The sequence below is a fragment of the Sphingopyxis sp. genome (assembly GCF_036261875.1).
Classification (GTDB): domain Bacteria; phylum Pseudomonadota; class Alphaproteobacteria; order Sphingomonadales; family Sphingomonadaceae; genus Sphingopyxis.
This window is the reverse complement of sequence record NZ_DATAJZ010000034.1, coordinates 78,388-96,110: the sequence shown is the minus strand read 5'-3', so window position 1 is coordinate 96,110 and position 17,723 is coordinate 78,388. Positions and strand designations below refer to the sequence as shown.

The 17,723-nt window shown below is 67.3% G+C and carries 18 protein-coding genes; 7 read left to right on the top strand and 11 right to left on the bottom strand.

What is annotated here, in order from left to right:
* Positions 1-380 precede the first annotated feature (380 nt).
* Genes VHO04_RS15155 through VHO04_RS15145 form a run of 3 tightly spaced genes read left to right on the top strand, consistent with a single transcriptional unit; the run spans position 381 to position 3,624 of the window.
* On the top strand, positions 381-1,265 hold the full coding sequence (locus VHO04_RS15155) for a metal-dependent hydrolase (protein ID WP_329629077.1): 885 nt from the start codon (positions 381-383) through the stop codon (positions 1,263-1,265).
* Positions 1,265-2,119: an SDR family NAD(P)-dependent oxidoreductase gene (locus VHO04_RS15150; protein ID WP_329629076.1), complete on the top strand. Its 855-nt coding sequence runs from the start codon at positions 1,265-1,267 to the stop codon at positions 2,117-2,119. Before VHO04_RS15155 ends, VHO04_RS15150 begins: the two co-directional genes overlap by 1 nt.
* The gene (locus VHO04_RS15145; RefSeq protein WP_329629075.1) at positions 2,116-3,624 is read left to right on the top strand and encodes an NAD(P)/FAD-dependent oxidoreductase; all 1,509 of its coding nucleotides are present in this window, start codon (positions 2,116-2,118) and stop codon (positions 3,622-3,624) included. Before VHO04_RS15150 ends, VHO04_RS15145 begins: the two co-directional genes overlap by 4 nt.
* Positions 3,625-3,631: 7 nt before the next feature.
* Here the strand turns inward: VHO04_RS15145 and VHO04_RS15140 are convergent, their stop codons facing one another.
* Both VHO04_RS15140 and VHO04_RS15135 read right to left on the bottom strand, forming a co-directional pair.
* Positions 3,632-5,389: a chloride channel protein gene (locus VHO04_RS15140; protein WP_329629074.1), complete on the bottom strand. Its 1,758-nt coding sequence runs from the start codon at positions 5,387-5,389 to the stop codon at positions 3,632-3,634.
* 54 nt (positions 5,390-5,443) lie between these two features.
* Positions 5,444-6,496: a serine hydrolase domain-containing protein gene (locus VHO04_RS15135; RefSeq protein WP_329629073.1), complete on the bottom strand. Its 1,053-nt coding sequence runs from the start codon at positions 6,494-6,496 to the stop codon at positions 5,444-5,446.
* 99 nt (positions 6,497-6,595) lie between these two features.
* Between VHO04_RS15135 and VHO04_RS15130 the strand changes: the two genes are divergently transcribed.
* On the top strand, positions 6,596-7,900 hold the full coding sequence (locus tag VHO04_RS15130) for a hypothetical protein (protein ID WP_329629072.1): 1,305 nt from the start codon (positions 6,596-6,598) through the stop codon (positions 7,898-7,900).
* 44 nt (positions 7,901-7,944) lie between these two features.
* Here the strand turns inward: VHO04_RS15130 and VHO04_RS15125 are convergent, their stop codons facing one another.
* The 3 genes from VHO04_RS15125 to alr are packed head-to-tail and all read right to left on the bottom strand — an operon-like array spanning position 7,945 to position 10,702.
* Complete coding sequence (locus tag VHO04_RS15125) at positions 7,945-8,292, bottom strand: RidA family protein (RefSeq protein WP_329629071.1); 348 nt, start codon at positions 8,290-8,292, stop codon at positions 7,945-7,947.
* Positions 8,293-8,318: 26 nt separating this feature from the next.
* On the bottom strand, positions 8,319-9,578 hold the full coding sequence (locus tag VHO04_RS15120; RefSeq protein ID WP_329629070.1) for a D-amino acid dehydrogenase: 1,260 nt from the start codon (positions 9,576-9,578) through the stop codon (positions 8,319-8,321).
* Positions 9,575-10,702 (bottom strand): alanine racemase, encoded by a 1,128-nt coding sequence (gene alr, locus VHO04_RS15115; protein WP_329629069.1) that lies wholly within the window; start codon positions 10,700-10,702, stop codon positions 9,575-9,577. The genes VHO04_RS15120 and alr overlap by 4 nt, the downstream gene beginning before the upstream one ends.
* A 122-nt stretch (positions 10,703-10,824) precedes the next feature.
* On the opposite strand from alr, the gene VHO04_RS15110 reads away from it, so the two are divergent.
* Positions 10,825-11,271 carry an Lrp/AsnC family transcriptional regulator gene (locus tag VHO04_RS15110; RefSeq protein WP_329629068.1) on the top strand — a complete coding sequence of 149 codons (447 nt, stop codon included), beginning with the start codon at positions 10,825-10,827 and terminating at the stop codon, positions 11,269-11,271.
* A 40-nt stretch (positions 11,272-11,311) separates the two neighbouring features.
* Here VHO04_RS15110 and VHO04_RS15105 read toward each other — a convergent pair whose 3' ends face one another.
* From VHO04_RS15105 to VHO04_RS15080, 6 genes are all read right to left on the bottom strand, one after another.
* Complete coding sequence (locus tag VHO04_RS15105; RefSeq protein WP_329629067.1) at positions 11,312-11,995, bottom strand: fumarylacetoacetate hydrolase family protein; 684 nt, start codon at positions 11,993-11,995, stop codon at positions 11,312-11,314.
* A 131-nt stretch (positions 11,996-12,126) separates the two neighbouring features.
* The gene (locus VHO04_RS15100; protein ID WP_329629066.1) at positions 12,127-13,074 is read right to left on the bottom strand and encodes a copper resistance protein B; all 948 of its coding nucleotides are present in this window, start codon (positions 13,072-13,074) and stop codon (positions 12,127-12,129) included.
* Positions 13,071-14,867 carry a copper resistance system multicopper oxidase gene (locus tag VHO04_RS15095; RefSeq protein WP_329629065.1) on the bottom strand — a complete coding sequence of 599 codons (1,797 nt, stop codon included), beginning with the start codon at positions 14,865-14,867 and terminating at the stop codon, positions 13,071-13,073. The genes VHO04_RS15100 and VHO04_RS15095 overlap by 4 nt, the downstream gene beginning before the upstream one ends.
* A 79-nt stretch (positions 14,868-14,946) precedes the next feature.
* On the bottom strand, positions 14,947-15,531 hold the full coding sequence (locus VHO04_RS15090) for an RNA polymerase sigma factor (RefSeq protein ID WP_329629064.1): 585 nt from the start codon (positions 15,529-15,531) through the stop codon (positions 14,947-14,949).
* A complete protein-coding gene (locus VHO04_RS15085) occupies positions 15,528-15,965 on the bottom strand; it encodes a periplasmic heavy metal sensor (protein WP_329629063.1) in 438 nt (145 codons plus the stop codon). The genes VHO04_RS15090 and VHO04_RS15085 overlap by 4 nt, the downstream gene beginning before the upstream one ends.
* A 1-nt stretch (position 15,966) precedes the next feature.
* Positions 15,967-16,233 (bottom strand): hypothetical protein, encoded by a 267-nt coding sequence (locus tag VHO04_RS15080; RefSeq protein WP_329629062.1) that lies wholly within the window; start codon positions 16,231-16,233, stop codon positions 15,967-15,969.
* A gap of 129 nt (positions 16,234-16,362) precedes the next feature.
* Here VHO04_RS15080 and VHO04_RS15075 point away from each other — a divergent pair, with 129 nt between their 5' ends.
* A complete protein-coding gene (locus VHO04_RS15075) occupies positions 16,363-16,746 on the top strand; it encodes a copper resistance protein CopC (RefSeq protein WP_329629061.1) in 384 nt (127 codons plus the stop codon).
* Between the two features lie 4 nt (positions 16,747-16,750).
* Complete coding sequence (gene copD / locus VHO04_RS15070) at positions 16,751-17,710, top strand: copper homeostasis membrane protein CopD (RefSeq protein WP_329629060.1); 960 nt, start codon at positions 16,751-16,753, stop codon at positions 17,708-17,710.
* Positions 17,711-17,723 lie beyond the last annotated feature (13 nt).

Here is a 17,723-nt window from a genome sequence, read left to right as displayed (position 1 = left end):
GCGAGACGCTTCTCGACCCCATATCATCCTCCCCTGAAGACGGCGGAATCTGGTCCGCCTGTTCTTGTTGCCCGATCATGGTTTCGTAAATTTACTTTGATGTCAATATCAAAATATTGGAGGTGGTGTGGTTTGTGGGAATCCATCGATTTCCCCTCCTTCGTCATGCCGAACTCGTTTCAGCATCCATGGCCCGTCCTCTTAATTTACGCTTCCTTTTCCGCATGATTCGGCCGTGGACGCTGAAACGAGTTCGGCATGACGGAAAGGGCGAGGCAGGTGATTCCCACACGCCCCTTGGGCATCCCTGACATTTTTATATTGACATCGATGTATAATTATTCCTATTTTGACATCATTGTCAAAACGGAGTCGAACCCATGATCCTCGAAAAACGCCTTTCCTCCAAGAGCCCCGACGATCTGTCGATCACCATCCGCAACCTCCGCTTCCGGTTCGATGGGGACGCCGCCGCCAGGGACGGCAACGCACGCGGGCGGCGCTGGTGGCACGGCGGCGATCCGGTCGCGACCGCCTTTTTCAACGCGCTGTCGGCAACCTTCCCCGATGGCGAGAAATTCTTCATGGATAGCGTGCGCGAATATCGCCACCTGACCAGCGAACCGCTGCGCTCGCAGATCAAGGATTTCGTCGGCCAGGAAGCGGTGCACAGCCGCGAGCATCGCGAATTCAACGCGCTCGCCACCGATGCCGGTTACGACATCGCCCGGCTGGAAGCGCGAACGCAGCGCGTCATCGCGCTCGGCAAGCGCAACGCGAAGATACGGCAGCTCGCGGCGACCTGCGCGCTCGAACATTTCACCGCGATCCTCGCCCACGCGCTGCTTGAGGCGGACAGCACCGACCTCGTCGGCGCGCCCGACGAGGCGAAGCGCATGTGGAGCTGGCACGCGATGGAGGAGCTTGAGCATAAGGCGGTCGCCTTCGACACGATGATGGTCGCGACGCGAAACTGGTCGTCGCTGCGCCGCTATTTTCTTCGCACCGTCACGATGGTCGCGAGCACCCTGCTCTTTTTCTGGACGATCGGGGCCAATATGGCCTCGCTCTATCGCGAGGACCGCATCAACACGCCCGCGACCTGGTGGAAGACCGCCAAATATCTGTTGGGCAAGCCCGGCGTGCTCCGCCGCTGCTTCTTTCCCTATCTGCAATATTACCGGCCGGGCTTCCATCCCTGGGACCATGACGACCGCGACCTGCTGGCGCTGACCGAGGCGAAATACGGGCTGGCCGCGGCCTGATGCGCTACGATCTTGCGGGGCGCACTGTCATCCTGACCGGCGCCGCGAGCGGCATCGGCGCCGCGCTGGCGAGCCATCTCGCCGCACGCGGTTGCCGGCTGGTGCTGGTGGACCGCGACCGGACGATGCTCGAACTGGCTGCGGCACCGCTGGGGCCGGCAGTGTCGAGCCTCCACGGAGTCGACGTGACCGACCGCGCGGCGGTCGCGGGGCTACCCGCCAAGATATTGGGCAGCGACGGCATCGCGCATGTCGATATCCTCATCAACAACGCCGGCATCGCCGCGATGGGCCGTTTCGACCAGCTCGGCCTCGACGAGTTCGATCGGGTGATGGCGGTCAATTTCGGCGGCGTGCTGGCGACGACCAAGGCCTTTTTGCCGCACTTCGGCCCCGATGCCCGGATCGCCAATATCTCCAGCCTGTTCGGCCTGATCGCGCCGCCCGGCCAGCTTCCCTATGTGACCAGCAAGTTCGCGGTGCGCGGTTTCACCGAAGCGCTGCGGCACGAACTGGCCGGGACCGGGATCAAGGTCACGGCGATCCATCCGGGCGGTGTCCGCACCGCGATCGCGCGCAATGCGGAGATCGCCGGCGCGATCGACCCCAACCGTGCCCAGGCGGCGACGGCGGCGTTCGGAAAGCTGCTGCGGATGGAGCCCGATCGCGCCGCCGCCCTGATCGTCCGCGCCGTCGAAAAAGGAAAGCCGCGGCTGCTGATCGGCGGCGACGCCGTTTTCGGCGACCTGCTCGCGCGCCTCGCCCCCGCGCGATACGGGCATGTGCTGCGCGCGCTGATGGGCGGTATGCGCGAGCATGTCGGGTCGATGGTGCGCGGGGGGCAAGCGTCGTGACTCCCATCGAACCCGAAGACCGCGTCGAGGTGCTGATCGTCGGTGCGGGGTTCAGCGGGCTTTGCCTCGGCGCGCGGCTCGTTCGCGAGGGGCAGCGGGATTTCGTCATCCTCGAAAAGGGAGGCAGCGTCGGCGGCACCTGGCGTGACAATCGCTATCCGGGGTGCGCCTGCGACATCCCCTCGCATCTCTATTCGCTCTCGTTCGGGCCGCGGCCCGACTGGTCGCGCTATTATCCGACCCAGCCCGAACTGTTCGCCTATCTGGAGGAGGTGGCGCGCCATTTCGATCTCGGCCCGCACCTGCGGCTGAATACCGCCTTCGCCGACGCCGAATGGGACGCGAACGAAGCCTTGTGGCGGGTGCGGACGCGCGACGGACGGCTGTTCAAGGCCGCAGTCCTCGTCTCGGCGATCGGGGCGCTCCATGTGCCCGAAAAGCCCGCCATCGCGGGGATCGAGACCTTCCCCGGGGCGGTCTTTCACTCCGCCGAATGGCCGACCGATTTCGATGCGACCGGCCGGCGCATCGCGGTCGTCGGAACCGGCGCCAGCGCGATCCAGTTCGTGCCCGAGCTGACGAAAGCGGCGGCCTCGCTCACCCTGTTCCAGCGCACCGCGCCGTGGGTGCTGCCGAAATTCGACTGGCCGATCGGGGCGCTGCAACGCGCGGCACTCCGGCATGTGCCGGGTTATCGGCGCCTGCTGCGGGCCAGCCTCTATTGGCTGCACGAAGCGCGGCTGCTGGTCTTTACCGGCGGGACACGACTGCGCCGTCTGGCGCGCCGTCACGGCGAACGGATCATCGCCCGCGCGATCCCCGACACGGCGCTTCGCGCCGCCGTGACCCCGGCCTACGATCTCGGCTGCAAGCGCACCTTGCTGTCCAACGATTATTACCCGGCGCTCGCTGCCCCGAACGTGGCGGTGCGCACCGGCGGCATCGCGCGGGTCGAGCATAATCAGGTCGTGACCGCGAGCGGCGAGCGCGTCACGGCCGATACGATAATCTTCGGAACCGGCTTTCAGGTCGTCGAGTCGCTGAAACGGCTCGATATTCGGGGCGTGGAGGGCGCACGGCTCGCCGAGGCTTGGCGGGACGGCCCCGCCGCCTATCTGGGCCTGTCGGTTCCGGCTTTTCCGAATTTCTTCCTGATGCTCGGTCCCAACACCGGGCTCGGGCATAATTCGCAGATCCTGATGATCGAGGCGCAGGCCGAGCATATCGTCCGGGCGCTGCGCTGGATGCGGCGCTCGGGCGCAGCCGCGATCGAGGTTTCGGCCGCGCGCGCCGCCGCCTTCGATCGCGACACCCAGCGCCGGCTGCGCACCAGCGTCTGGGCGCGGGGCGGCTGCCAAAGCTGGTATCAGGATCTCACCGGCCGCGTCGTCGCCCTGTGGCCGCGTTCGACGTTTCTTTACATCCTGCTCTGCCGGCGGCGCAAAGCCGGGGAATATGGGATCATCGCCCGCGCCCCGTCGCAAGCGCGGGTGATCGGACCGTGAGCCGGCCCTAGCCGCTCTCGCCGAACAGCTCGCGCTGCGACGCTTCGAGTTCCTCGAAGTAGCGGCGGCGGGCATGTCGCTCGGTCACCACGCCAATCACCTGCTCGTCGTCGTCGATCACGACGAGTTCGTCCGCCGACGCCTCGTCGAACAGCTTCAGCACCGACCGGATGTCCATCGTCCGGCGCAGGACGATGCCCGACTGCATCGCCAGCCCCGCGACCGCCGATGCGCCGTCAAGGTCGGGATGGAAGGCCGCGGCCGTCGGCACGATTCCGCGATAATGACCCTCGGCGTCGATCAGGATGACCTTGGCGGTCTTGCCCAAGGGTACGCGGTCCCGGAATTCGGCGACGGTCATATCCTTGCTCACCGCGGTCCAGTCGGTCCGCATGATGCGTCCGGCGGTCAGCGTCATCAGCCGTCCGATGTCGCGCGGGCTGCGGATGGTCGAACCGCGCAGGTGCAGCCGCCAGGTCGAGAAGGAATAGCCGAACATCTCGCGCGTGACGGCGCTGGACACCAATGTCGCGGTGAGCACGACGCCCATCAGGGCAAAGTCGTGCGTCGTCTCGAGCATCAGTACCGCCAGCGTCATCGGCCCGCCGACGATCGAGACCGAAAGCGCCGCCATGCCGACGAGCGCGGCGTCGTTCGGATCGATGATCGCGCCGAGCGGACCCAGATTGACGAGGCCCGCGAAAATCTGCCCGATCAGCGACCCCAGGAAAAGCGAGGCGAAGAACAGCCCGCCGCGAAAGCCGAAGCTGAGCGAGATCACCGACGCCGCGATCTTGAGCAGCAGGACGATCGCGAGAAAGCTCAGCGCCGGGCGCAGCACCAGATCGAGATGGAGCGCGCCATGCCCCGCCGACAGCGTCTGCGGCGACAGCATCGCCAGCGGAATGAGGAGGAGCCCGCCGACGACCGGCTTCCATCCGGCGATGCGCCGCCAGCCATGGACGCGCAGTTCGGTGAAGGCGACGAGGCGCATGATGAGCATACCGAACAGCGCGCAGAGCAGGCCGAGCAGCGCGTAAAGCAGATAGTCGGACACCGAAAAAGCCCGCCCCGCCGTCGTCGCGATCAGATAGGGATCGGCGCCCAGCGCGCGGGTCACGAATACGGCGGAGAGGGCGGCCGCCATCACCGGTGCGATCGCGGCCGGGGTGTAATTGCCGATGACGATCTCGAAGGCATAGAAGGCGCCGGTCAGCGGCGCGCCGAAGGCCGCGCCGATCGCCCCGCCCGCCCCCGCGCCGACCAATGTGCGCAGATCGCCCCGGCGCAGCGTGAACCATTGCCCGAGCTGCGATGCGACGCCCCCACCCATCTGGGCATAGGCCGCCTCCAGCCCCACCGACGCGCCCGCGCCGTTCGAGATGATCGTCTGCGACGCGATGACCAGATTGTCGGCGAAGGGAATCCGCCCGCCATGCAGCGCATTAGCCTCCACCACGTCGACGGGAATGCGCTGGCGGTTACGCAGTCCGCGCGCGAAGAGCATCAGCATCAGGCCGCCGATCGGCAAGGCCAGCAGCTTCCACGGATGATGGATCACGCCGAGCGCGCTCAGCCGGTTGATCGTCACGCCATAGAGCAGGCTCTGGATTCCGTGCGCGATGAGCTGCTGGACATTGGTCAGCAGGCCCGCCGCCAGTCCCGCGACCGCCGCGAGCAGGATGAAGGCAGCCTCGCTCTCGCGCAGCCGCCGCCGCTGCCGGGCCGCGGCGATCACGAAAGCGGATTTGCGCAGGCGGACCATTGCGAGCGCTCCAACCGCGTCCGTCGCGGCGGGTCAAGCGCTTTCGGAAACAGTTCAGCCGATCACGCGCATCAGGCGCAGCCAGAGCTGCTGATCGAAATCATCGTCGGGCGCGTCGGCGCCGGTGCGGACGACGACCAGATCGAGGCTCGGCACCACATAGAGCCGCCGGTCGAGAAAGCCGAAGGCGCCGACCAGATCGGCGGGCGCCGCGGGGATCAGCGGCCCGGCCCGGCGTCCTTCGGTCGCGCGAACCGCATAGGCGCCGCCGTTGAGCCACCAGAGCCGCCCATAAGCGGGATTGGTCGGCGAGCGCTCGAACATCGCGTTCAGCTCGGTCTTCGACACGATGCGCGTGCCGTCTTCGGCGACGCCGCCGTTCAGGATCATTTGCCCGAAGCGCGCGGTATCGCGCGGCGAGGTGACGAGCCCGGTGGCATTGCCGACGTCGGCGAGCGCCGCCGGCCGCTCCCGCCACGCCGTTTCGGCCATGCCGGCGGGCACGGTCAGCCAGTCGCGCGTCAACTGGTCGAGCGGCAGCTTGCTCGCCGCGGTCAGGATGCGCTTGGAGACCGCATACACCGCGGTGTTGTAGAAGAATTGCGTCCCGGGCGGCGCGACATAGCCGAATTTCTCGTCGAGCCCCGAATTCATCTGCAGAATGTTGATGACGCGGATCTGCCGTTCCTGCGCGGGCGAAGCTTTCGACCAGCCGGCGCCGAGATAGTCGCCGACAGGCCGATCGACGTCGATCAGGCCCTTGTCGACCGCGACGGCGACGAGCACCGCGATGAAGCTTTTCTGCTGCGACGCGACATCCTCGAGCAGCGCGCCGCTCGCGGTCTTGCCGTAAAGGAAGATCGAAAAGGTCCGGTCGTCGGGCGCCGGCCAATTCTCCTCGACCAGCGTCCGCCCGCCGCGCACGACGAGGAAGCCAGTGCTGCGCTGCCCCCGCACATAATCGAGCAAGTCCCGCATCGCAGCGCTCCGATCAGGCGCCGCGTCTGGTCCGGGTGCGGGCGGCGAAGACGCCTCGGTCGCGACGGGCGCGCAGCCCGCGAGCAGCCCCGCCATGATCCCCGTCGCCAGTCGCGCAATCCGCCGCACTTTCTTCTCCCCTGTTTCGCTGGTGTCGTTACCGTCGCATGGCGGGTTGACCAATGCAAATCGATCACGCCATGCTTGCCCGAACCGGCGAGAGGCAAGATGATGATCGACAGCAGCAGGCGAAGCTTTCTGGGCGCGGGCGCGTTGCTGCCGCTGGCAGGCGCCGGGGTTCGGGCCGCCGCCTCCCCCGCGAGCGGTGCGATCGAGGCGGACCTGCTGCGCTATGTCGGTTTCGGCAACAAGCGCGCCGGCGGCCCCGGCGACATGGCGTGCGGCGCGTGGCTGGCGGATGAACTCAAACGCGCGGGCTATGCCGTCGAGCGACAGAATTTCGCGGCTCCCTGGTTCGACGCGGCCGTCGCCGAACTGATGTGCGGGGACCGGACGGCCCCCGTCTATCCCCAACCGGTCGTCATCCCGACCGGCCCCGGCGGCGTTTCGGGACCGCTGGTCCGCGTCGATCCGCGCGGCCGCGCCGCAGCCGCGCTGCACGGCGCGATCGCGCTCGTCGATCTGCCGCACGCGCGCTGGTCATCGATGCTCGCCAAGGCAGCGCGCGGACCGATTGAGGCAGCCTTCGCCGGTGGCGCGAAAGCCGCGGTGGCGATCACCAATGGCCCGACGGGCAAGCTGATCGCGCTCAACGCCGACGGCCGCAAGCCGATGTTCGCGGGGCCGGTGGCGCTGATCGCTCCCGAAGACGCCGACCCCTTCCTCGCGGCCGCGATGCAGGGCGGCGAGGCACGCCTGACGATCGACGGCCAGGGCGGCACGCGCCCGGCCTTCAATTTCGTCGGCCGGATCGATCGCGGCAAGGGGCGCTGGCTGGCGATCTCGACGCCGCGGTCGGGCTGGTTCGGCTGCGCCGCCGAGCGCGGACCGGGCGTCGCCGCGTGGCTCGACCTCGCGCGCTGGGCGCCGAAAGCACTGCCCGATCACGACCTCGCTCTCATTTGCAACACCGGCCATGAATATGAATATCTCGGCGCCGCCGAGGCCATGAAGCAAATCGCGCCGCCGCCCGCCGTCACCCGTTTCTGGCTGCATATCGGCGCCAATGTCGCGGCACGCGACTGGCACGATCTCCCGGGCTATCTGACCCCGCTGCCCAGTGTCGACAGCCAGCGCTTCCTGTCGATATCGCCGGCGCTGCTCCCGCTGGCGCGCGCCGTATTCGCGGGCCAGATCGGCTATGAAGCCCCGGTTTCGAGCGAAATCCTGTCAGCGGGCGAGCTCGATGAGGTCATCAAGGCCGGCTATGCCCCGGCGGCCGGAGTCTTCGGGATTCACCGCTATCACCATGTCGCCGACGACGACGAGCGCTGCCTCGACGTTCCCGCCACCATCGCCGCGGCGCAGGGTTTTCGCCGGCTGGTCGAAGCGGTCGCCGGCACGCCGGGCTAAGACGAGACGCGCCGTCGCGCGCCTCGCCCGCCGGACTTGACCGATCAGGGCATCGCGGCGGTCACGATGATCTCGACCTTATAGGCATCGGTCGCGAGGCGCACTTCGCCCGTTGCACGGGTCGGCGCATTGGCGCCGCCGAGCCAGTCTTCCCAGACGGCGTTCATCGCCGCGAAATCGCCCATGTCGGCGAGCCAGATGGTCGCGGTGAGCAGGCGGTCGCGGCTGGTTCCCGCTTCGGCGAGCAGCGTGTCGATCGACGCGAGCACCGCGCGCGTCTGCGCGGTCGCATCCTCGCCGGGGGCGCCGATCTGGCCCGCGAGATGAACGATGCCGTTATGGATCACGGCCTGGCTCATGCGCGGGCCGCTATGCAGGCGTTCGATGGTCACTCTTCATTCTCCTTCGATTGAAATCGTCAGCGCGCATAGCGCGAAAGCGCCATGTCCGCATGGTCGATCGGCGGCGGCGTTCCACCGATCAGGCTGGCGATCAGTCGCCCGGAACCGCATGCCATCGTCCAGCCCAAAGTGCCATGGCCGGCATTCAGGAAAAGATTGGGCAGTCGCGTCGCGCCGATGATCGGCGTGCTGTCGGGGGTCATCGGCCGCAGCCCGCTCCAGAAATTCGTCTCCGCGCCCTGAACGGCGGCGCCCGGGAACAGGTCGTTCAGCGAATGCAACAACGTCTCTTCGCGGCGCGGCGAGAGCGCGCGGTTGAACCCGGAGAGTTCGGCCATACCGCCGACGCGGATGCGGTCGCCCAGCCGGGTGATCGCGATCTTGTAGCTTTCGTCGAGCAGCGTCGACACCGGCGCGCGGCTGTCCTCGGCGATCGGGACGGTGACCGAATAACCCTTGACCGGATAGATCGGCACGTCGAGCCCGAGCGGACGGAGCAACCCCGGCGAAAAGCTCGCCAGCGCCGCCAGATAGGCGTCGCCCCGGATCGTCCCGCGATCGGTTCGCACCCCGGCGATCCGCCCGCCTTCGGTTTCGAGCGCTTCGATCGCGGTATCGTAGAGGATTTCGACGCCCATCGCTGGCAGGCGATCCGCGAGCGCGCGGGTGAAGAGGTGGCAGTCGCCCGTCTCGTCGCCGGGCAGCCGCAGGCCGCCGACAAAGCGATCACGCGTCGCCGCGAGCCCCGGTTCCGCGCGGACGCAGCCGTCCCGCTCCAGCAGCTCATAGGCGACCCCATAATCCTTCAGGACCGCGATATCGCTCGCGCTGTCGTCGAACTGCTTTTGGGTGCGGAAAAGCTGGAGCGTGCCCTGCGAGCGATGGTCATAGTCGATCCCCAGCACCGTCCGCAGCGCGACAAGCTCGTCGCGGCTATACTCTGCAAGGCGGACCATGCGGCTCTTGTTGAGGGCATAGCGCCCGGCCGTGCAGTTGCGCAGCATCGCGAAGATCCAGCGCAGCATCGCGGGGTCGAAGCGCAGTTTCAGGATCAGCGGCGCATGATGCATGAACAGCCAGCGCAGCGCCTTGACCGGAATGCCCGGCGCCGCCCAAGGCGAGGCATAGCCCGGCGAAATCTCGCCCGCGTTGGCAAAGCTGGTTTCGAGCCCCGGCCCCGGCTGGCGGTCGATCAGCACGACCTCGTGCCCGGCCTCGGCGAGATAATAGGCCGACGTGACGCCGATGACTCCGGCGCCGAGAACCACGATCTTCATGCCCTGTCTCCCACATCGAGCGACGGACCGGCCTCGACGAAAATCCGCGCATGACGCGATCCGAGGCGGGTCAAGATTTCATAGGGGATCGTCCCCGCGTCGCGGGCGACGTCGGCGAGCGACTGCGACGGCCCGATCAGTTCGACCAGATCGCCTTCGGCAAGCGCCGCGGCGCGCGGGTCGCCGATGTCGATCGTCAGGCTGTCCATCGACACGCGCCCGATGATGGGGAGCGGAACATCGTTCCACCAGGCACGGCCGACGCCGCCGAGATGGCGCGGCCAGCCGTCGGCATAGCCGATGCCGATCGTGGCGAGCCGCTGCCGGTCGCTCGCGACATGGTCGAGCCCATAGCCGACGCCGGTGCCCGCCGCGATCTCTCGAATCTGGAGAATGCGCGCGTGTAGCGTCGCAACCGACTGCAGGCCCGTCGCGGCCGGTCCGGGATCGACGCCGAACAGCGTCACGCCGGGACGGACGATATCGCCATGAAAATCTTCGGGCAGGAACGATCCGCCGCTGTTGGCGAGCGAGGCGGGCACGCCCGGAAACAGCGCGCGGCCCGCGGCGAAGGTCGCAAGCTGCGCCGCATTGGCGGGGTGATCGGGCTCGTCGCCGCACGCGAGATGGCTCATCACGAGGCGCAGGTCGACTTCGCGCGCGAAGACGGAATCGCGCGCAAGAAGCTCGGCCTCGGCGAGCGGAAGGCCAAGGCGCGACATGCCGCTGTCGAGTTGCAGCGCCGCCGGAAGCGCCGCCCCGCGCGCCGCCGCGAGCCCGCGCCACGCCGCCACCTGCGAAGACGAATTGAGAACCGGGATATGCCCCGCGTCGGCGCAGCGCGGCTCGGCGCCGGGGTCGAGGCCGTTGAGCACGAAGATGTCGGCATCGGCGCCGAGCACCGTGCGCAAGGCGTCGGCCTCGACGAGCCGCGCGACGAAGAAGGTCCGGCATCCCTCGCGATAGAGCGCCGCCGCCACCCGCTCGGCGCCGAGGCCATAGCCGTTGGCCTTGACCACCGCGCCCGCGCGCGCCGGCGCGACGCGGTCCGCGATCGTTCGATAATTGGCGCGGATTGCGTCGAGATCGACCCGAAGGATGCTCGACGACAGGATTTGCGGCATGATCCCTCACTCTCCCCGAAACGGGAGATAGGCAAAGACTCTTCCAATTTGTCGCCCATCCGAAGTAGGAACCTGCAGGATCGACGCTTCGATTCGAATAATATGCGGAGATTTCGCAGAACATGCAGTCCCTTGACGCCATCGACCGGCGCATCCTCAACCGCCTGCGGCTCGATGCCCGGATCACCAATCAGGCGCTCGCGAGCGAGGTCGGACTGTCGCCTTCGGCCTGCCTGCGTCGCGTGCGCCTGCTCGAACAATCGGGGGTGATCCGCGGCTATGCCGCGATCGTCTCGCACGCCGCGCCGCACGAAGGGACGACCGCGATCGTCCAGATCGAGCTCGAACGGCAGACCGAGGAATATCTCGTCCGCTTCGAAAAAGCCGTGCGCGATCACGCCGAGATTCAGGAATGGTATCTGATGTCGGGAAGCGGCGATTATGTCCTGCGGGTGCAGATCGACGGGATCGACGCCTATGGCGCCTTTCACCGCGACGTGCTCTCGCGACTGCCCGGCGTCTCGCGGATCATGTCGAGCTTCGCGATGCGCAGCAACCGGCGGATGTAGGCAACGGCCGACATCCCTTCGGCCGCCCGGATATCCCGCATTACAGGAAATGGTTCGCGATCGTTCCAACGCCGTCGATGCCGCCCTCGACGACATCGCCCGCGACGATGCGGCCGACGCCGGCCGGGGTGCCAGTGTAGATCAGGTCGCCGGGCCTGAGTTCGACATAGGTCGACAGTTCGGCGATGATATCGGCGACCGGCCAGATCATGTCGGCGATGTCGCCATCCTGCCGCACGTCACCATTGACCGACAGCCAGATGCGCGCACGCTGCGGATGGCCGATATCGGCGGCGGGGCGGATCGGCGAAAGGACGGCGCTATGGTCGAACCCCTTTGCCATGTCCCACGGCCGCCCGCCGGCCTTCGCGTCGGCCTGCAAATCGCGGCGCGTCAGGTCATTGCCGACGGCATAGCCGAAGATGTGAGCCTCCGCGTCGTCCGACGCGATATTGTTGCCGCCCTTTGCGAGCGCCACGACCAGTTCGACCTCGTGATGCAGATTGGCGGTGCGCGGCGGCATCGCAATGTCTCCCGCGCCCGCCACGAGGGCATCGGCGGGCTTCGAGAAGAAGAAGGGCGGCTCGCGGGCCGGGTCTCCGCCCATCTCGCGCGCATGGTCGGCGTAATTCTTGCCGACGCAAAAGATGCGGCGGACCGGAAAGCGGTCGTCGCTTCCGGCGATGGCGGTGGTCGGAGCGGAAACGGAAAACGGCAGACTCATGCGGGCATCCTCGATTATCAGGCTGGCCAAGGGGAGGCGCGGGTTTCACCCCGCTTTCGCGGCGATAGCGGCGCCATAGAGCTTGCCACCCGCCGCGACCAGAGGAGCTTTCAAGCTGACACAGGAAAGACCTAGAACCAGGCGCGCACTCCCAGAACGAAACTGACGCCGTCCGCATCCTCGCCGCCCGCGCGCGCGAAGCGCGCGGTGTCGCCGAGCTTGCGCGCCCATTCAACCCCGACATAGGGCGCAAATTCCCTGACGATCTCGTAGCGCAGCCGAACCCCCAGTTCGACATCGGAAAGCCCCGATCCGGTGCCCGTTTCGGGAACGTCCTGAAGCGCGAAATTGACCTCTGCCCGCGGTTGCAGAACCAGCCGCTGGGTGATGCGCTGGTCGTAATAGCCCTCGACACGCGCGAGCAGATCGCCCTTGTTCGACAGGAACAGCGCGCTCTCGACCTCGAACCAATAAGGAGCGAGTCCTTCGAACCCGACGACGGCATAGCTGCGGTCCGGCCCTTCGCCCAGATCCTGCCGCACACCGGCCTGGAGGTTGAAATAGGGGCCGACTGCCCGGCTGTAGAGCAGCTGGAGTTCCGCCTCCTCGATCCCCTCGCCCCACCGGCCTTCGCCTTCGCTCTTGAGCGTGACGCGGTCGATGTCGCCGCCATACCAGCCCTCGGCGCCCCAGCGATATCCGTCGCGCCCCTTGCGCGCCTGATATTCGGCGCGGTCGAGGCTGAGGAAGGCGATCGTCTGTCCGCCATTCTCCATCATCATCTCGTGACGCGCGCGATCCATCTCCGCCTTCGGATAGATATGGTCGGCATACCAGTCGCCGGGCGGCGCGGGCGCGGGGGCATCGCCCGGCGGCAGGTCGGTGCCGACCGCGGCCGTTTCCGGAACCGGCGGCATCGCGCCGGGCGTGCAATGGCCCATCGCGGCATGGTCCGGCGGGCATAGGGGATCGGACACGGGCGCCGCAGACTGCATATCGTGCATCGCATGGCCCTGCGCGCCGGCCGGAACGGCGAAGGCCAGCGCCGGGACGGCGACGATCAGGGCGAACCGGGTCATGCCGTCTCTCCCCGCGGCCGGACGCTGACGACACGCATCATGCCCGCATACATGTGATAGAGAAGGTGACAGTGGAACGCCCAGTCGCCGACCGCGTCGGCGGTAAAATCAAAGGTCGCGATCCCTCCCGGCTGGACAAGCACCGTATGCTTGCGCGGCGCCCGGTCGCCCTTCCCCGTGACCAGCTCAAAGAAATGGCCGTGGAGATGGATCGGGTGGCTCATCATCGAATCGTTGATCAGGTTCACGCGCACCCGCTCGCCCTCGATGAAGGGGATCGGTTCGTGATGGTCCGACATCTTCATGCCGTCGAACGACCACATGAAGCGCTCCATATTGCCGGTCAGATGGATGTCGAGCGAGCGTTCGGGGGCGCGAACGTCGGGATTGCGGTCGAGCGCGACGAGATCCTTGTAGGTCAGCACCGCGTGCCCGACATCCTCGAGCCCCTGGCCGGGCTCGCCCATCCGGTCGACCGGCATCGGCGAGATCGTCTGCACGCCCGGGTCGCGCGTGACCTGCGGCGCGGCGTCGAAGTCGCGCATGGCATGATCCATGGCGCCGCCCGATCCGTGATCCATGCCCGCCATTGCCCCGCCGCCGGTCGCCGGCGTGCAATGCCCCATCGCGGCATGTTCGGCGGGACACGCGGCGTCACCGCTCGCCATCGCCCCCATGTCGCCCATCCCCATATCCTTCATGGTCGCGAGCGGCCGCGGTCGCAGCGGCGGAACCTCCGCCGCCATGCCGGGGCGCGGTGCGAGCGTCGCTCGCCCCATCCCCGACCGGTCATTGGCTTCGGCGACGAGCGTATAGGCGCGATCCTCGACCGGGGTCACGATGACGTCATAGGTCTCCGCGACCGCGATCTGGAATTCGTCGGTCTCGACCGGAACGATGTTGAGGCCGTCGGCCTGCACGACCGTCATCCGCAGCCCCGGGATACGGACATTGAAGATCGACATCGCGGAGGCGTTGATGATGCGCAGCCGGACGCGCTCGCCCGGATGAAAGAGCGCGGTCCAATTGTCGCGCGGGCCGTGTCCGTTGACGAGGAAGCTGTATGTCGAACCATTGACGTCGGCGACGTCGGTCGGGTCCATCCGCATCCGGCCCCAGTCGATCCGCTCCCCCAGCGGCTGATCCCTGCCGCCGAGCAGACCGGACAGCGTCTGGCGCTGCCTGTTAAAATGGCCGGGATTGACCTTGAGCTTGTGAAAGATCGCCTCGGGCGAAATCCGGCTGTGATCGGACAGCACGACGACATGCTCGCGGTCATAGGCGATCGGATCGGCGCCTTCGGGGTCGATGACGATCGGCCCATAATGACCGATCTGTTCCTGCAGGCCCGAATGGCTGTGATACCAATAGGTGCCCGACTGGATTACCGGAAATTCGTAGACGAAGGTCGAGCGCGGCCTGATCCCCGGAAAACTGACCCCCGGAACACCGTCCATCTGAAACGGAAGCAGAAGCCCGTGCCAGTGGATCGAACTGTCCTCATCGAGGTCGTTGACGACGGTGAACCTTGCCGTCTGCCCTTCCTTCAGGCGCACCAGCGGCGCCGGCACCGTCCCGTTGATCCCGATCGCGCGGCTCGGCTTGCCGTCGACCCGCAGCGTCTGGCGCGCGATGCGCAGGGTGATGTCGCTGCCCGACACCGTCGGGATGGGGGCGGTGATGCCGGACGACACCGGCTGCGCCCAGGCGGGGAACCACGCCGCCGCCGTCGCGGCGGCCCCGCCCCCCAAAACCCCGCTGACGAACCGACGCCTGTTGATCTGCATGTTCATTCCGACCGTTTATGTTTGTTCTTCATTTTCATACGCAGGCGCCACCACCACCCCTCACGCCAATCGGTCGCTCACCGCATCAATAGCGTCTGTCGTCGCCCTTACCGGCAAGCAATTGCCGCAGTTTCGCGCGTGCGCGATAGAGCCGCGTTTCGACCGTCTTCTCGCTGACGTCGAGCAGAACCGCCGTTTCCGCCTGGCTCATCTCTTCCACCCCGCGCAGCAGCAGAACCTCCCGCAAATTCCGGGGCAGATCGGCCATCGCGGCGCGGACGCGGGCGAGTTCGGACCGGTCGCCCGCCTCGCTATCGGGCAGCGGCGTGGCGCTGGCGACGTCATGCGCGGCTTCGATCGGGAGCGCGCGCGCGAAAAAGGCGCGAACCTTGCGCCGCCGCGCCCAGTCGCGGCACTTGTTGATCGCGATCCGGCTGATCCAGATGCGAAAGGGCCGCTCGCCATCATAGCGATCGATCGCCGCGAAACCCGCGACAAAGGCCTCCTGCGTCAAATCCATCGCCTCCTCGGCATCGCCGGTCTGCCGGACGATCAGCCGGTAGACCCCGGCCTTGTAGCGATTCAGCAGTTCACGGCAGGCGTCTTCGCGCCCCGCGCACGCAAGCGCGGCAAGGTCCGCGTCCGACCATTGCGACGGGCCGGCACTCACCGCGCATCGGCGGTCAGCGCCTTGACCACGCTCTTGTCGAACATGCGCGCCTGATCGCGGTCGAGGACGGCGCGCATCGCAAAGAGATGTTCCAGCGTTTCCTTTTGCAGCGTTCCCATGACCCGATGGCTATGGTCGATCGCCTCGGTGACGCGCGGGCCATAGCCATGCTCGGCCTCGATCGCCTGGGCGAGCGCGACATTGGCGGCGCGCATCTCCTGCTCCAGCGCGCCCCGGCGGCCCGCGAAATCGGCCTCGATCGTGTCGATCCGGACCTTCTGCGCGGCCGTCAGGTCGAGCTGGCTGTGCAGGAGCGCATGAAGCTCGGTTTCATTGGCCCTCGGCACGTCGGTCGCCAGACGGCCGACGAACACCCCGGCGATGGCGGCGGCAAAGGCGATGAGGCCGACCAGAAGCACCCGGCGAGAGGGCATGTTATTGCGCGTCCAGCAGCGACGAGGGCGCCAGCACGCTGGCCGGGGCGAGCGGGCTGAGCGGGCTCGCCGCCTCCGCCGGACGCGGCACCACGCTCCCGGCGAGTATGCCGCCGCCGAGCGACAGGACGGCGGCGAGCGTCATCACCCGGCGCATGACCACCGCCTCGCGGCGCCGGACGCCGAGCGCGCGGATGACCCGGTCGTCGAGCGCGTCGAACGCCGCCGGCAGATCGACCCGGCCCAAGATGCGAAGTTCGTCGTCCATGAAACCTCTTTGCCGAACAGCCTTCCTATATAGAGCATACGCGCCCGCGGCGATCATCCCTCAAACCGATCGATGAGGGAAATCCGCCCGCCCGCGTATTAGCAGGACAGACCCGATATTGGAGGTTTTATGCTCAAGTCCCTTCTTCCATCCGCAGCCGCTGCCCTCGCCCTGCTGGTGGCGCCAGTCGCGGCAAGCGCGCACACCCGACTCATTGCTTCGACCCCTGCCGCCGGCTCGACAGCCTCGAAAGTGACGTCGGTGAGCCTGCACTTCAGCGAAAAGCTGATCCCCACGACGATCAAGACCAGCCTTGTCATGACCGCCATGCCCGGAATGACCGACCATCCGCCGATGAAAATTCCCTATTCGTCGGCGATGGGCAAGGATGGAAAGTCGATGACGCTCCTGCTCAAGCGTCCGCTCGCGGCGGGCAGCTATACGTTGAGTTGGTCGGCGGCGGGCGCGGATACCCATCGCATGGGCAGCGAATTCAGCTTCACGGTGAAATAGGGCGGTGAGCGACCCCGTCCTGATCGGCATCCGGTTCGCGCTCTATGCCGACCTGATGCTGATCGCCGGTCTCGCCGCTTTCCCGCTCCACGCCCTGACGCGGCAAGACCGCGCAAGCCCCGAACTGACGGACGGCATCTGGCGCGCCGAACGGTGGCTCTGCGCGACCGGCCTTCTCCTGTCGGCGCTCGGCATGGGGGTGCTCGCGGCATCGATGCAGGGCGTCGGGCTCCTCGCGCTCGACGCGCAGTCGTTCCGGGACATCGTCGGGCAAAGCGACGTCGGCACCGCCTGGCTCTATCGCAGCGCCGCGCTCGCCGCCGCGCTGGCGGCGGCAATCTGGATGAGGCGGTGGCCGACCGCCGTCGCCGCGCTGTTCGCGGTGGCGGGCCTGGTGGCGGTCGGGACGCTCGCCTGGTCAGGCCACGCCGGCGCGACCGAAGGGGTCGCCGGGACCATCCACCGGATCAGCGACATCGTGCATATGACGGCGGCGGCGGTGTGGATCGGCGCGATCGCCGCCTTTCTGCTACTTCTGTCCCCCCGGCGCGGCGGCCCGTCGCCGACGACGGTCGTGATCGCCTTGCGCAGCCTCGATCGCTTTTCGGTCGTGGGGACGATCTGCGTCCTGACCATCGCAGGAACCGGGCTCCTTAACGGTCAGATGATCATCGGCGCGGAGAATCTCGGCCGGTCGCTCGCCGCGCCCTATGGACAGGGACTTCTCGCCAAGCTCGCGCTGTTCGCGCTCATGCTCGCCCTCGCCGCCGCCAATCGCTGGCGGCTTACCCCGGCGCTCGGCGCCGCGGTCGCGCGGATGGACGCGGGCGACGATCCATATCCGTCCGAAGCCATCGCCGCCCTGCGCAGGAGCCTGATCGTCGAAGCGGTGGCCGCCTTCGCGATCCTGGCCCTGGTCGCCTGGTTCGGGACGCTCGATCCTTTCGGCGGCGAAGCGATGTGATGCGAAGCACGGG